Annotated in this window: 11 protein-coding genes; 6 read left to right on the top strand and 5 right to left on the bottom strand. The window is 59.2% G+C overall.

The genetic code is table 11. The features are described 5' to 3' along the window. Window positions 1–32: 32 nt before the first annotated feature. Both ACM530_RS23065 and ACM530_RS23060 read right to left on the bottom strand, forming a co-directional pair. Window positions 33–629, bottom strand: coding sequence for an imm11 family protein (locus ACM530_RS23065; protein ID WP_416363241.1), 597 nt, complete (start codon window positions 627–629; stop codon window positions 33–35). Between the two features lie 30 nt (window positions 630–659). Further along, window positions 660–1,838 (bottom strand): XylR family transcriptional regulator, encoded by a 1,179-nt coding sequence (locus ACM530_RS23060; protein WP_145164819.1) that lies wholly within the window; start codon window positions 1,836–1,838, stop codon window positions 660–662. A 140-nt stretch (window positions 1,839–1,978) separates the two neighbouring features. Here ACM530_RS23060 and xylA point away from each other — a divergent pair, with 140 nt between their 5' ends. From xylA to ACM530_RS23040, 4 genes are all read left to right on the top strand, one after another. Beyond that, complete coding sequence (xylA, locus tag ACM530_RS23055) at window positions 1,979–3,295, top strand: xylose isomerase (RefSeq protein WP_145164817.1); 1,317 nt, start codon at window positions 1,979–1,981, stop codon at window positions 3,293–3,295. A gap of 212 nt (window positions 3,296–3,507) precedes the next feature. Further along, window positions 3,508–4,509 carry a D-xylose ABC transporter substrate-binding protein gene (xylF, locus tag ACM530_RS23050; protein WP_416363240.1) on the top strand — a complete coding sequence of 334 codons (1,002 nt, stop codon included), beginning with the start codon at window positions 3,508–3,510 and terminating at the stop codon, window positions 4,507–4,509. 5 nt (window positions 4,510–4,514) lie between these two features. Continuing rightward, window positions 4,515–6,059, top strand: a complete 1,545-nt coding sequence (xylG, locus tag ACM530_RS23045; protein ID WP_404483210.1) for a D-xylose ABC transporter ATP-binding protein — start codon at window positions 4,515–4,517, stop codon at window positions 6,057–6,059. Continuing rightward, entirely contained in the window at window positions 6,060–7,196 is a 1,137-nt protein-coding gene (locus ACM530_RS23040; protein ID WP_416363239.1) for a sugar ABC transporter permease, read from the top strand. It begins immediately after the preceding gene. Window positions 7,197–7,247: 51 nt separating this feature from the next. On the opposite strand, the gene ACM530_RS23035 is transcribed toward ACM530_RS23040, so the two are convergent. Together ACM530_RS23035 and ACM530_RS23030 are read right to left on the bottom strand one after the other, a co-directional pair. Further along, window positions 7,248–8,495 carry a glycoside hydrolase family 68 protein gene (locus tag ACM530_RS23035; RefSeq protein ID WP_416363238.1) on the bottom strand — a complete coding sequence of 416 codons (1,248 nt, stop codon included), beginning with the start codon at window positions 8,493–8,495 and terminating at the stop codon, window positions 7,248–7,250. Between the two features lie 250 nt (window positions 8,496–8,745). Beyond that, window positions 8,746–9,684: a pectate lyase gene (locus ACM530_RS23030; RefSeq protein ID WP_416363237.1), complete on the bottom strand. Its 939-nt coding sequence runs from the start codon at window positions 9,682–9,684 to the stop codon at window positions 8,746–8,748. Between the two features lie 512 nt (window positions 9,685–10,196). Here ACM530_RS23030 and ACM530_RS23025 point away from each other — a divergent pair. Next, complete coding sequence (locus tag ACM530_RS23025; protein ID WP_416363236.1) at window positions 10,197–10,490, top strand: DUF6124 family protein; 294 nt, start codon at window positions 10,197–10,199, stop codon at window positions 10,488–10,490. 115 nt (window positions 10,491–10,605) lie between these two features. Here ACM530_RS23025 and ACM530_RS23020 read toward each other — a convergent pair whose 3' ends face one another. After that, entirely contained in the window at window positions 10,606–12,102 is a 1,497-nt protein-coding gene (locus tag ACM530_RS23020; protein WP_416363235.1) for a CoA-acylating methylmalonate-semialdehyde dehydrogenase, read from the bottom strand. Window positions 12,103–12,211: 109 nt separating this feature from the next. Here ACM530_RS23020 and ACM530_RS23015 point away from each other — a divergent pair, with 109 nt between their 5' ends. Further along, window positions 12,212–13,153 (top strand): LysR family transcriptional regulator, encoded by a 942-nt coding sequence (locus ACM530_RS23015; RefSeq protein ID WP_416363234.1) that lies wholly within the window; start codon window positions 12,212–12,214, stop codon window positions 13,151–13,153. Window positions 13,154–13,400 lie beyond the last annotated feature (247 nt).

The raw sequence follows: 13,400 nt of genomic DNA, 5'->3' as shown, positions 1-13,400 counted from the left end.
GAGGCGCGAGCGCCAGCTGCGTCTCGCGCCTGTCAGGTCACAGTGGTTGTGTCACCATTTACCGAATCAAACGCCATCCCGACTACCCCTGCGCTCTCGAAGCGACGCTTTACCTCTTCGCTGACGATGATTGCACCCAGATAGTGCTTAAGCCTGAAAATATCTCGTCCACCTACGTTTACCGGATCAATAACGAGCCTGGTAAAGCCGCGATAATCCCCCGCCCGGTCCGGCCGCACCGGATCATCCACGGCATACCGCTGATATTCCGAGCGTTGTTGATCAACGCACTCAACCTGCGTCTCGATGATCATCACGAAATAGTCCTGTTCAACGTGCGTGTTCGCGATGTGCACCGGCTCAAGTACGAGATGGTGATAAGGCTTATCCACCTCCGGCAAGCCCACTAATGCATCACGTGCTCTTCTGCTCAATACCGGGACACTGCCATAACCCGCCAGCGCGTAATCAACCTCAACCCCTTCGAACCTGACGTCGAGGGTGTACGTGCCAGGCTCCATGTAATTGGGCGGCGGATTACTGAAGTGCCAGTTATTAACGTGCCGTATGTCTCCAAGCACCCATTTCTCCGGCACGGAGTGATCCGGCCTGAGTAAGTAATACCGCATGTCCTTATCCTTTCCCCGCGTCTGCCGACATTATGAAGCCGCTGTGTGCTGATACTCACGCGGCGTACACCCAAACTCCCGTCGAAACACGGTGTGCAGGTACTGCGCCGATTTGAAGCCGCAGCGCGCCGCGATGTCGGCAATCGCCAGGGTTTGGTTTTCCAGGCCCTTGGCGGCGGCTGCGAGTTTGAAGCGCAGGATCTCATCGTGCACGCTGCAGCCGCGCGCCTTGCGAAAGTGTGATTCGAGGGAGGAGCGCGAAACGCCAACATAGGCCGCCACTTGGGCGGTCTTGATGCCCTGGCAAGCGTACTGGCGGATAAACAACAGCGCCTGCATCACGTACGGGTTACCCAACGGTTGATGCAAGCTGGACGCCTGCACATTGATCGCATCCGGCGGCACCAGAATCTGTGTGCCCGCGCAGGGTTTGCCGTGCAGCATCTGGTGCAGCAGCGCCGCGGCCGTGCGGCCCATGGTCTCGGTGCCCTGGATGACTGAACTCAACGGCACGCGCGTCAGCGTGCGAGTCAGCGGGTCATTGTCGATGCCGATCAATGCGACTTCTTCGGGCACGGCAATGCCGGCAGTGAGGCAGGCTTGCAGCAACTGCCGTGCGCGGGCGTCGGTGACGGCAATGATGCCGATGGGCTTGGGCAAACTGTGCAGCCAGGCAATCTGCTGTTCCACGGCGCTGTCCCACAACGGTGCGCTGGTGCCCAGGCCGCGGTAGACCTCCACGTGCAGGCCATCGCGTTGCAACAGACGGCGGAAGGCTTTCTCACGCTCCTGGGCCCAGCGATTGGCCTGGGCTTCCGGCAGGCTGAAACAGGCAAAACGGCGCAGGCCTGCCTCGATCAAATGCTCATACGCCAGCTTCATCAACGCACGGTTGTCGGTGGCTACATAGGGAATGCCCTTCGGGTAGGCACGCGCATCCTGATAGGAGCCGCCCACCGCCACCACCGGCAGCTTGATGTCGGCCAGCGCCTCGCCGATCAGCGGGTCATCAAAGTCGGCGATGATGCCGTCGCCCTGCCAGCGTTCGATGCCCTTGAGGCGACACAGAAAGTCTTCTTCAAGAAACAGGTCCCAGGACACGCGCGTGCTGCTCAGGTAATTGCCGATGCCGGTGATGATGCCCCGGTCGTAGATCTTGCTGCCATTGAACAGCAAGGCGATGCGGTGAACAGGCGGTAGGGTTTTCATTGTTTTTATCCTTAAAGCCGGTCGCCACAGCCTAGACCTCTCTAGTCAAAATCGCACCATGGCTTGGTGATTTTCATAATCGGCAGTCCCGATGCCGTTGCTAGTATCGAGTCACCGCCAAGAACAATAAGGAAATCGCCATGCCGTACTTCCCCGGTGTCGAGAAGGTTCGCTTCGAAGGCCCCAGCAGCGACTCTGCCCTCGCCTTTCGCCACTATGACGCCAACAAAATCATCCTCGGCAAACCCATGCGCGAGCACCTGCGCATGGCAGCCTGTTATTGGCACACCTTCGTGTGGCCAGGGGCGGATATGTTTGGTGTAGGCACCTTCAAACGCCCCTGGCAGCGCACCGGCGACCCGATGGAACTGGCCATCGGCAAGGCGGAAGCGGCGTTCGAGTTTTTCTCCAAACTGGGCATCGACTACTACAGCTTTCACGACACCGACGTTGCCCCCGAAGGCACCTCGATCAAGGCGTACCGCAACCATTTTGCGCAAATGGTCGACCACCTGGAGCGCCACCAGGAACAGACCGGCATCAAATTGCTGTGGGGCACCGCCAACTGCTTCAGCAACCCGCGCTTTGCCGCCGGCGCTGCCAGCAACCCGGACCCGGAGGTGTTCGCCTACGCCGCCGCGCAGGTGTTCAGCGCAATGAATGCCACGCTGCGGCTCAAGGGTGCCAACTATGTGCTGTGGGGCGGCCGCGAGGGCTACGAAACCCTGCTCAATACTGACCTCAAACGCGAGCGCGAACAGCTCGGACGCTTTATGCGCATGGTGGTGGAGCACAAGCACAAGATCGGCTTTACGGGCGACCTGTTGATTGAGCCCAAGCCCCAGGAGCCGACCAAACACCAATACGATTACGACAGCGCCACGGTGTTCGGTTTCCTGCATGAGTACGGCCTGGAACACGAGATCAAAGTGAATATCGAGGCCAACCACGCGACCCTCGCCGGTCACAGTTTTCATCATGAGATCGCCACCGCCGTGTCCCTCGGGATCTTCGGCAGTATCGACGCCAACCGTGGCGACCCGCAGAACGGCTGGGACACCGACCAGTTCCCCAATAGCGTCGAGGAGATGACCCTGGCCACCTACGAAATCCTCAAGGCCGGCGGGTTCAAGAACGGCGGCTACAACTTCGATTCCAAAGTCCGCCGCCAGAGCCTGGACGATGTCGACCTGTTCCACGGCCACGTCGCCGCCATGGATGTGCTGGCCCTGGCGCTGGAGCGCGCAGCGGCAATGGTGCAGAACGACCGGCTGCAGCAGTTCAAGGATCAGCGTTATGCCGGCTGGAACCAGCCATTGGGCCGGGCGGTATTGGCCGGTGAGTTCAGCCTGGAGTCACTGGCCGAGCACGCCTTTGCACACGAGCTGAACCCGCAGGCCGTGAGTGGCCGGCAGGAGATGCTTGAAGGCGTGGTCAACCGGTTTATCTATACCTGACAGGGTGTCTGCCTGTGGCGAGCGGGCTTGCCCCGCGTTGGGGCGCGAAGCGGCCCTGAAACCTGACACCGCGGTATTTCAGGTAGAACGGGTCGCCTGGAATGGGACTGCTGCGCCGCCCAACGCAGGGCAAGCCCGCTCGCCACAACTACACTGTTCGCCTACAGTCGTCACACCGTGTCTTTCCAACAACAATAAAAGGACGCACCACCATGAAGTCATTTAAACGCACCTTGCTCGCCACTGCTCTGGCCATGCTCGCCCTGCCGGTGATGGCCGATTCCGCCCATCCAAAAATCGGTTTCTCCATTGACGATTTGCGCCTGGAACGCTGGTCCCGTGACCGTGATTACTTCGTCGCCGCGGCCGAAAAACTCGACGCCAAGGTCTTCGTACAATCGGCGGATGCCAATGAACAGAAGCAAATCTCGCAGATCGAAAACCTCATCTCCCGAGGCGTCGATGTGATCGTTATCGTGCCTTTCAACGCCACCGTGCTGACCAACGCCGTTGCCGAAGCCAAGAAGGCCGGTATCAAGGTGGTGTCCTATGACCGCCTGATCCTCAACGCCGATATCGACGCCTACATTTCCTTCGATAATGAAAAAGTCGGCGAGATGCAAGCCAACGGAGTGCTGCAAGCGGCGCCCAAAGGCAACTACTTCCTGCTCGGCGGCGCGCCCACCGACAACAACGCCAAGGTGCTGCGCGAAGGCCAGATGAAAGTGCTGCAACCGGCCATCGACAAGGGCGACATCAAGATTGTCGGCCAGCAGTGGGTCAAGGAATGGAACCCCACCGAAGCCCTGAGCATCGTCGAAAACGCCCTGACCCGAAACGACAACAAGATCGACGCCATCGTCGCCTCCAACGACGCCACCGCCGGCGGTGCGATCCAGGCCTTGGCCGCGCAGAAACTCGCGGGCAAAGTGCCGATTTCCGGGCAAGACGCCGACCTCGCTGCCGTCAAGCGCGTGATCGACGGCACCCAGACCATGACCGTGTACAAGCCGCTCAAACTGATCGCCTCAGAAGCGGCGAAACTCTCGGTGCAACTGGCGCGCAATGAGAAACCCACCTACAGCTCGCAATACGACAACGGCAGCAAGAAGGTCGACACCATCCTGCTCACGCCTACGCCGTTGACCAAGGCCAATATCGATCTGCTGGAGAAAGACGGGTTCTATACCCAAGAGCAGATTGCCGGGCAGTGACCGCCATGGCCGACTACTTGCTGCAAATGAACGGCATCGTCAAAACCTTTGGCGGTGTCAAGGCGCTGAACGGCATCGATATCAAGGTACGGCCGGGGGAATGTGTCGGCCTGTGCGGTGAAAACGGTGCGGGCAAATCCACCTTGATGAAGGTGCTGTCGGCGGTTTACCCGTATGGTACCTGGGACGGTGAAATCCTCTGGGATGGGCAGCCACTCAAGGCCCAGTCGATCAGCGAAACCGAGGCCGCGGGCATCGTCATCATCCACCAGGAGCTGACGCTGGTGCCGGACCTGTCGGTGGCCGAAAACATCTTTATGGGCCACGAACTGACCTTGCCCGGCGGGCGCATGAACTACCCGGCGATGATTCATCGTGCGCAGGCACTGATGCGTGAACTCAAGGTGCCGGACATGAACGTGGCGCTGCCGGTTTCACAGTACGGCGGCGGCTACCAGCAACTGGTGGAAATCGCCAAAGCCTTGAACAAACAGGCGCGCCTGTTGATCCTCGACGAGCCCTCTTCGGCCCTGACCCGCTCGGAAATCGACGTACTGCTGGACATCATCCGTGACCTCAAGGCCAAGGGTGTGGCCTGCGTGTATATCTCGCACAAGCTCGATGAAGTGGCAGCGGTGTGCGACACCATCGCGGTGATCCGCGATGGCAAACACATCGCTACCACCGCCATGGCCGACATGGATATCCCGCAGATCATCACCCAGATGGTAGGCCGCGAGATGAGCAACCTCTACCCCACCGAGCCTCACGAGGTCGGCGAGGTGATTTTCGAAGCGCGTAATGTGACCTGCTATGACGTGGACAACCCCAAGCGCAAACGCGTCGACGATATTTCCTTTGTGCTCAGGCGCGGGGAAATCCTCGGCATTGCCGGGCTGGTGGGGGCTGGGCGCACGGAGCTGGTGTCGGCGCTGTTCGGCGCGTACCCCGGCCGCTACAGCTGCGAAGTGTGGCTCGATGGCCAGGTGATCGACACGCGCACACCGCTCAAATCGATCCGCGCCGGGCTGTGCATGGTGCCCGAAGACCGCAAGCGCCAAGGCATCATTCCCGACCTGGGTGTGGGCCAGAACATCACCCTGGCGGTGCTCGATACCTATGCGCACCTGACCCGCATCGACGCCGAGGCCGAACTGGGCAGCATCGACCAGCAAATCGCGCGTATGCACCTCAAGACCGCCAGCCCGTTTTTGCCGATCACCAGCCTGTCCGGGGGCAATCAGCAAAAGGCCGTGCTGGCAAAAATGCTGATGACCAAGCCCAAGGTGCTGATCCTCGACGAGCCTACGCGTGGGGTGGACGTGGGCGCCAAGTATGAGATCTACACACTGATGTGCGCGCTGGCGGCCGAAGGCGTGGCGATCATCATGGTCTCCTCGGAGCTGGCCGAGGTACTGGGGGTTTCCAACCGCGTGCTGGTGATCGGCGACGGCCAGTTGCGCGGTGATTTCATCAACCAGGGCCTCACCCAGGAACAGGTGCTCGCCGCCGCGCTCAGCCATAACAATAATGATCGGAAGACCGCGTAGATGAACCACGTCAAACAGCTGTTTACCCGCTACAAAATGCTCGCCCTGGTGATTGCCGTAGCGTTTATCTGGCTGTTTTTCAGCTGGCAGACCGAGGGCGGTTTCGTGACGCCACGCAACCTCTCCAACTTGCTGCGGCAGATGTCGATAACTGGCATCCTGGCGTGCGGCATGGTGCTGGTGATCATCAGCGGCGAGATCGATTTGTCGGTGGGTTCACTGCTCGGATTGCTGGGCGGGCTCGCGGCGATTCTGGATGTGGTCTATCACATCCCGCTGCTGGCCAACCTCAGCCTGGTGGCACTTTGCGGCCTGATGCTCGGGCTGGCCAACGGTTACATGACCGCCTACCTGCGCATCCCGTCGTTTATCGTCGGCCTGGGCGGCATGCTCGCGTTTCGCGGGATTCTGCTGGGGATTACCGGCGGCACCACCATCGCGCCGGTGTCACCGTCGCTGGTGTATGTGGGCCAAGGGTATTTGCCGCACAGCGTAGGTATCGGCCTTGGGATTTTGCTGTTCGCTCTGACCCTGTTCCTCACCTGGAAACAACGGCGTAACCGCGCCCTGCACAGCCTGGCCGCGCACTCCCTGATGCGTGATGGGCTGCGCGTGGCTGTGATCGGCGCGGTGCTCGCGGGGTTCGTCACCACCCTCAACAGCTACGACGGCATCCCGGTGCCGGTGCTGTTGTTGCTGGTGCTGCTCGGCGTATTCAGCTACGTCACCAGCCAGACCGTGTTCGGCCGCCGCGTGTATGCGGTGGGCAGCAACATGGAAGCCACGCGGCTGTCGGGCATCAACGTGCAGGCGGTGAAGCTGTGGATCTTCGGCATCATGGGCGTGATGTGCGCCCTCGCCGGCCTGGTCAACACCGCGCGCCTCGCGGCGGGCTCACCGTCGGCGGGCAACATGGGTGAACTGGATGCCATCGCCGCGTGCTTTATCGGCGGCACCTCGATGCGCGGTGGCTCGGGCACGGTGTATGGCGCGTTGCTCGGCGCGCTGGTGATTACCAGCCTGGATAACGGCATGTCGATGCTGGATGTGGACAGTTACTGGCAGATGATTGTGAAGGGCAGCATTCTGGTGCTGGCGGTGTGGGTGGATGTGAGTACGCGGGCCGGGCGGCGCTGAATCACAGCCATAAAAAAAGCCACTCGAATGAGTGGCTTCTTTTTGGCTGGTCTAGCTCAGCACAACATCACGCATTGCCGGGATGTAACCGTAATCGTAGGCCTCCTGCACAAACGAACGGTCCCCCTTCAATACGATCCTCACGGTGGGCGCCTCGGTGCCGCCGATACGGTAGTCACCGCCGGTGGTGGGCACGCTGTCGATAAACGACGTCACCAGGCCATTGGGCATCACGCAATGGGAATAGGTTTGGAAAGGTTGCGATGGTGGGTTGCCAAGTACCAGCCCCGAGCCATTCATCGGCGTGTAGGGACCAAACAGATGATCGCCAACAAACCCGTAGACGCCATCCGGCCCCGTCACGCCGTCGGCGTAGGTGAACTTGTGACTGATGGTGAACAGGTAGTACTTGTTGTCCTGGAACACATAATGCGGGCGTTCGGTTTGATCGTTCACGCCCACCGCCGTCACCAGTGGCGGCAGGATTTCCCATTCGTCACCGTTGAGGTCCTTGGCGACAGCAATGCCAATGCAACCGACCTGGTACCGCGCACCGCCGACGCCTTCATGGCCAGGTGGCACCAGGCCGAGTTCATCCGGGCCTACTTCGTGAGTACCGCGCTCGCCCGCGACATTGCCTTCAAACACCATGTACAACTTGCCGTCGTTGGGGTCGATAAACGGGCTGGGGTCGCGAAAGTTCCACGTCGCATTCTGCGCTTCGGTCTGGTAATACGTGCCATCAGCCTCGAACAGCGACTTGACGTCAGTGAAGCCCTCAAGCGTAACGCCGCTGTCCGACGTGACGACCCGGCCCCTGACCTTGGCAATCGTGGCCCCCGGCGTTACGCAGGTGTAATACAGGTCGATATCGCCATTGTCGTTGAGCAGGATCGGCGTACCTGCCCATTCGCGGGTGGTCGGCGAAACCCCCTCAGCCATCACGCGGCCACCGAAGATCCAGTCCTTGCCGGTGCGCGAGTACCAGTAGCACATGCGCGCATGGCCGTGGCGGTCTTCCCAATCACGCTTGATATCGTAACGGCCATCGGCATTGATGAATTGTGGATCATGCGGGCGACGGTCTGCGGTCAACGTGAAGATAACCGACCAACCATTAATTGATACCACCGTGCCATCCAGTTCACGCAATGGCATGGTGTCCCAAATAAACACGGTGTCACTCATGACAGGGAAGTCAGGACTCACTAACGGCTGTGTAGTCGTCGGGTCATTTTCATTAACTTTTAGCGCATCGGCCCGAGTCCAGCGAGTGGGTGTGTGATTCGCAGGTTTCATGATGATGTCCTTTTACTGACGCTTTAGTGACAAGCGAAGATTAAATAACACTGACAGCCGGCAACTGCATTGCGACTGAAAAGAGCGAGCCGTAGTTGGCTCTATATGTGCGAAACAAGGTTTAACATGAAGCCTATTGATGACAACATTAAGAATTATTTAAGTCACAAGTGCCACCACTGTATTTATATCCTTGATATAAATACAGTGGCACGCTTCATAAGTGATCGATCAATAGACAGCGAGCTGCTCAACTACCAAACACCAGCGCTACCGCCTGAGCCCCAGCGTTCTTTTGCGTGAAATCCTTGGCCTGTGCTGCGGTTTTCAAGGTGTAGTTATAGTTGGAACGCGCTGTCCACTGGGCGTTAGGCGACTTCTGGTTGGTGATGCTGGGCACACTGTTGATGTCGGTGAACGTACCAGTGCCTTTATCGTCCAACATGCCGTTATTCTGGCTGCCCTCGCCGAAGTAATTACTTTCAGAAAGGATATTGGCGTTTTGCGCCAGGGTAAAACCCAGGTGAAAGTTATTCACGTAGTTGTTATACACGTGAAAATAACCGTAACGCATCAAACCCGGCGCGCGCACTTCCATGTTGTCGAAGCGGTTATGGCACAGCGTAAGACGCGGGTAACCATTGAAAGCTGCGTTGTTGTCATCGGCTGGGTGGCCGAAGATCAAGCCGTATTTGTGGTTGCCAAAAAAGCAGTTGCTGATGGTGGCGTAGTCGGCCTTTTCGCCGATATATACCAGTTTATCTTCACTGCCGTCCGTGGTGGACCAGGTGTGGCCGACAAAAGAGCAATGGTCGATCCAGTATTTACTGCCGTAGTTCAGGTACACCTGGATATCGTCATTGGCCTTAATACTTGCCGAATGCTTGAAGATAATGTTCTGCAGAATAATATTCTGCGACTGCGCCGTGGCACGCAGGTGGATGTTCTCCAGCGTACGGTTCTGGAAGGAGCCGATCAGGGTCTTGTTGGCGCCCATGTTCACTTTGGTCAGGCTCGACGCCGAGATATTACTGTTGATCACCAGCACCCGCGGGGTGGTGTCGCCAATATTGGCCTTGAGTTGGTCCAGCGTGGTGATACTGACCACCTGGCCCGCCCAACCACCAGTGACTTTTGCCGCAAGGGCGAAACCGGTCAAGCCGATGAGCTTGCTTTCTGGATACGACATGAGTTCCCTCTCTTTCATAAAAAGCGGCTCGACAGTGCGAGCCTGTGCATTCAAGTTAATCCGTTAACTTGCACACATTGTTCGGCATGGCTGGTAATGCCGGTTTTGGCTGATCAGCGCTTAAACACTGCGTTTATATACAGTAGTAGACATTCAGTACGCGGTCAACCCACGAGCACCACCAATGAGTAGGAAATGGCTTTTTTTCTGGTTTTTAAAAGGCCAGCAAGGCGCGTCGCTTTTAATCGCAGGACGTTTCCTAGACAATCCCTGCCGCCTTGTGCCTGTTGGAATCGGTGGCTAGTCTGCGGTCCGTCGCTGCATTTCAGCGACCGGGTTTAGCAGCCTGACTTCAATAGGCACACGGTTCACTTCTGCTTTTATGGTGGCTGTGCGTGGGGCACCTTCGGGTGCGCTGGTTTTCCTATTGACCGGTCTGCTAACCCGCGTACAGCTGCCACCCTCGTTTAGCAGCGTTGGCGGTAGCTTCCTTGTTCAATAGGAGTTACACCATGAATAAAGTCGTCCCCGACCCACCCCTCAGTTCAGCCAAGGCCCGCGCCGCATTCAACCGCGCCATCGACCATTACCTGCCTGCCCAGGGTGTTCCCATCGAAGACTTGAGCTTCGAAGACGCCCTGCTCTACACCGAGAGCCTGCTCGACAGCGCGTCGGCCACCACCCTCAATTGCAGCGAGCTGCTGCCAAACCCCGAGCGGGCGAAGATTCTGGCGGTGTGGCATTTGCTGGAGATGGCCAGGACCACGGTCGACCGCTCTATCGAGTGCCTGAACCCCGCCCGTTAAAAACTGTGGGAGCTGGCTTGCCTGCGATGGCGGTGTGTCAGTCAGAAGATCTTTTACTGATACACCGCCATCGCAGGCAAGCCAGCTCCCACAGTAGATCTACGGTGATCTTGCGTTACTTGGACACCGGCATCGCAAACTCCGCGCCCTGCTCGATGCTCTCCGACCAGCGCTGCATGATCGACTTCTGCTTGGTGTAGAAGCGCACGCCTTCAGTGCCGTAGGCATGCATGTCGCCAAACAAGCTCTTCTTCCAGCCACCAAAGCCGTGCCAGGCCATCGGCACCGGGATCGGCACGTTGATGCCGACCATGCCCACTTCGATACGCCGTGCAAACTCGCGAGCAATGTTGCCGTCGCGGGTAAAGCAGCTGACGCCGTTACCGAACTCGTGGTCGTTGACCAGCTTGATCGCCTCGCCGAAGTCATTCACGCGCACGCAGGCCAGCACCGGGCCGAAGATTTCTTCGCGGTAGATGCTCATGTCTTTCGTCACGTGGTCGAACAAGGTGGCGCCGAGCCAGAAGCCGTTTTCCAGGCCGGGTTCGGTGGGCACGTAGTCACGGCCATCGAGCAGCAGTTGCGCGCCGGCCTGCACGCCTTGTTCGATGTAGCCGCTGATGCGTTCCAGTGCGGCACGCGAGACGATCGGGCCCATCTCGGCTTTCAAATCGCGGCCGTCGGTGATGCGCAATGTCTTCGCGCGCTCGGTCAAGGCAGCGATGACTTTATCGCCCACATCACCCACCAGCACCGCCACCGATATCGCCATGCAGCGCTCGCCGGCACTGCCGTAGGCGGCGCCCATCAGCGCGTCGACGGTTTTTTCGATGTCCGCATCGGGCATCACCACCATGTGGTTTTTCGCGCCGCCCAGGCCTTGCACGCGCTTGCCGTTGCGCGCGCCGGTTTCATAGATGTATTGCGCAATCGGCGTGGAGCCGACAAAGCTCACGGCCTTGACGTCCGGGTGTTCGAGCAGGGCATCCACCGCTTCCTTGTCGCCCTGCACCACGTTGAATACGCCCTTGGGCAGGCCGGCTTCGCGCAGCAACTCAGCCATGAACAGCGACGCGCTCGGGTCGGTCGGGCTGGGCTTGAGGATGAAGGTGTTGCCCGCCGCGATGGCGATCGGGTACATCCACATCGGCACCATCACCGGGAAGTTGAATGGCGTCACGCCGGCCACCACGCCCAAAGGCTGGCGCATCGTCCAGTTGTCCATGCCACGCGACACCTGGTCGGAATGTTCGCCCTTGAGCAGGTTGGGAATGCCGCACGCGAACTCGAGGATGTCGATGCCCCGGTCGACTTCGCCCTGGGCGTCGGTGAACACCTTGCCGTGTTCGGCGACGATGATGCGCGCCAGGTCGTCTTTGCGTTCACGCAGCAGGTGCAGGTATTGGAACAGTACGCGGGCACGGCGGATCGGCGGGGTGTCGGCCCAACCGGCGAAGGCGGCCTGGGCGGCGGCGACAGCCTCGCCCACGGTCTGGCGGCTGGCCAAGGCCACGCGAGCGGTCACCTCACCGGTGGCCGGGTTGTAAACGTCCTGATAGCGATCATCGCGGGAAACGCGCTGGTCGTTGATGTAATGCTCGATGGTGCTCATGGCAATTGGTCCCAGGTCGGTAACGTTGGAGCCCACGATAGGCTTTCAGTTTGTTCCGAACCAGAGCAGAATCCAGAACTTATTGTCCTCATAAGCGAACAATAGAATCATGGAAAAGGCTGAGATCGAAGGGCTGTGGACCCACATTCATTGGTTGTCGGTGCTTGAGGAGCAAGGCACCTACACCGCCGCCGCCGCGCGCCTGGGCGTGAGCAAGTCCGCCGTCAGCCAGCGCATTTCAGACCTGGAGAAAGCCACCGGCACCCGGCTGGTCACCCGCACCACGCGCAGCGTGCGGCTGACCGATGCGGGCCTGTCACTGACCCGCGAAGTGCGCAGCGCCTATGCGCACATCGCCCGTAGTTTCTCGTCGGTGCGCGACGCTGCCGGGGAAATTCGCGGCCTGGTGCGCCTCACCGCGCCGGTGGCGTTTGCCCGCCAGCAGCTGGTGCCGCACCTGTCCGAGTTCCTGCAGCTTTACCCGCAGGTGCGCATCCAGCTGGACGTCTCGGATGCCTTGAGTTCGCTGGCGGCCGAAGGCTACGACCTGGCGGTACGGCACGGCTTCCAGGTGCCGGAAACCCATGTGGCGTGGAAGCTGTGCGACACCGGCTCGGTGCTGGTCGCCACGCGCGAGTACCTGCAACAGCACGGCGAACCGCGCGAACCTGGCGACCTCACCGCGCATAACTGCCTGTACTACCCGCGGGGCACCGACCAGCCGGCGTGGACCTTTGAACGCGGCGGCAAACAGGTTGAACGGGTGACTGTGCCGATCGCAGGGAGTTTTTCGACCAATAACAGTGAAGCGCTGCGCGACTCGGCGGTGAACCACCTGGGTATCGCCCTGCTCCCGGATTTCAGCGCGCAGGCCGCACTGGCCGATGGCAAGTTGGTGCAGGTGCTCAAGGGCTGGACGCTTAAGGGCGCGTTTGCCGATGAGATTTACCTGATTCGACCGTACTCGCCCCATGTACCTAAATCGGTCAGTACATTAGTTGGCTATCTAAAGGATAAGTTGTCCGGCGGTTTTCGGTTCATGGGTAAGTAACACACTTATGCAGACGACTTAAGCGGAACCATTCTCGACAAGCACTTAGTGCCGAACGACTTATAGCCAGCGGCAATAATACAAATAACCAACATTAAGACCTTGTATTGAACTTGCTACTTGCCAACGCCTGCAACAACGGGTTCTTGACGCTTTAAAAAAAGCCATACAACTACTTGTAAAACGTAGATAAATATCGCTGTGTAAACCTCGCCAACCTGCCGGTTTTAAACTCCTTGCGGCGCAA

Source organism: Pseudomonas sp. NFX183 (assembly GCF_047943075.1).
Classification (GTDB): domain Bacteria; phylum Pseudomonadota; class Gammaproteobacteria; order Pseudomonadales; family Pseudomonadaceae; genus Aquipseudomonas.
Note: the sequence above shows the minus strand (reverse complement) of the source record. Positions and strands in the feature narration are given on the sequence as shown.

Bases quoted from the DNA above. Each gene is read 5' to 3' on its own strand.
- xylG (WP_404483210.1), top strand. From the start codon at position 4,515: ATGGCCGACTACTTGCTGCAAATGAACGGCATCGTCAAAACCTTTGGC.
- ACM530_RS23060 (WP_145164819.1), bottom strand. From the start codon at position 1,838: ATGAAAACCCTACCGCCTGTTCACCGCATCGCCTTGCTGTTCAATGGC.
- xylF (WP_416363240.1), top strand. From the start codon at position 3,508: ATGAAGTCATTTAAACGCACCTTGCTCGCCACTGCTCTGGCCATGCTC.
- xylA (WP_145164817.1), top strand. From the start codon at position 1,979: ATGCCGTACTTCCCCGGTGTCGAGAAGGTTCGCTTCGAAGGCCCCAGC.
- ACM530_RS23015 (WP_416363234.1), top strand. From the start codon at position 12,212: ATGGAAAAGGCTGAGATCGAAGGGCTGTGGACCCACATTCATTGGTTG.
- ACM530_RS23025 (WP_416363236.1), top strand. From the start codon at position 10,197: ATGAATAAAGTCGTCCCCGACCCACCCCTCAGTTCAGCCAAGGCCCGC.
- ACM530_RS23065 (WP_416363241.1), bottom strand. From the start codon at position 629: ATGCGGTATTACTTACTCAGGCCGGATCACTCCGTGCCGGAGAAATGG.
- ACM530_RS23030 (WP_416363237.1), bottom strand. From the start codon at position 9,684: ATGTCGTATCCAGAAAGCAAGCTCATCGGCTTGACCGGTTTCGCCCTT.
- ACM530_RS23035 (WP_416363238.1), bottom strand. From the start codon at position 8,495: ATGAAACCTGCGAATCACACACCCACTCGCTGGACTCGGGCCGATGCG.
- ACM530_RS23040 (WP_416363239.1), top strand. From the start codon at position 6,060: ATGAACCACGTCAAACAGCTGTTTACCCGCTACAAAATGCTCGCCCTG.
- ACM530_RS23020 (WP_416363235.1), bottom strand. From the start codon at position 12,102: ATGAGCACCATCGAGCATTACATCAACGACCAGCGCGTTTCCCGCGAT.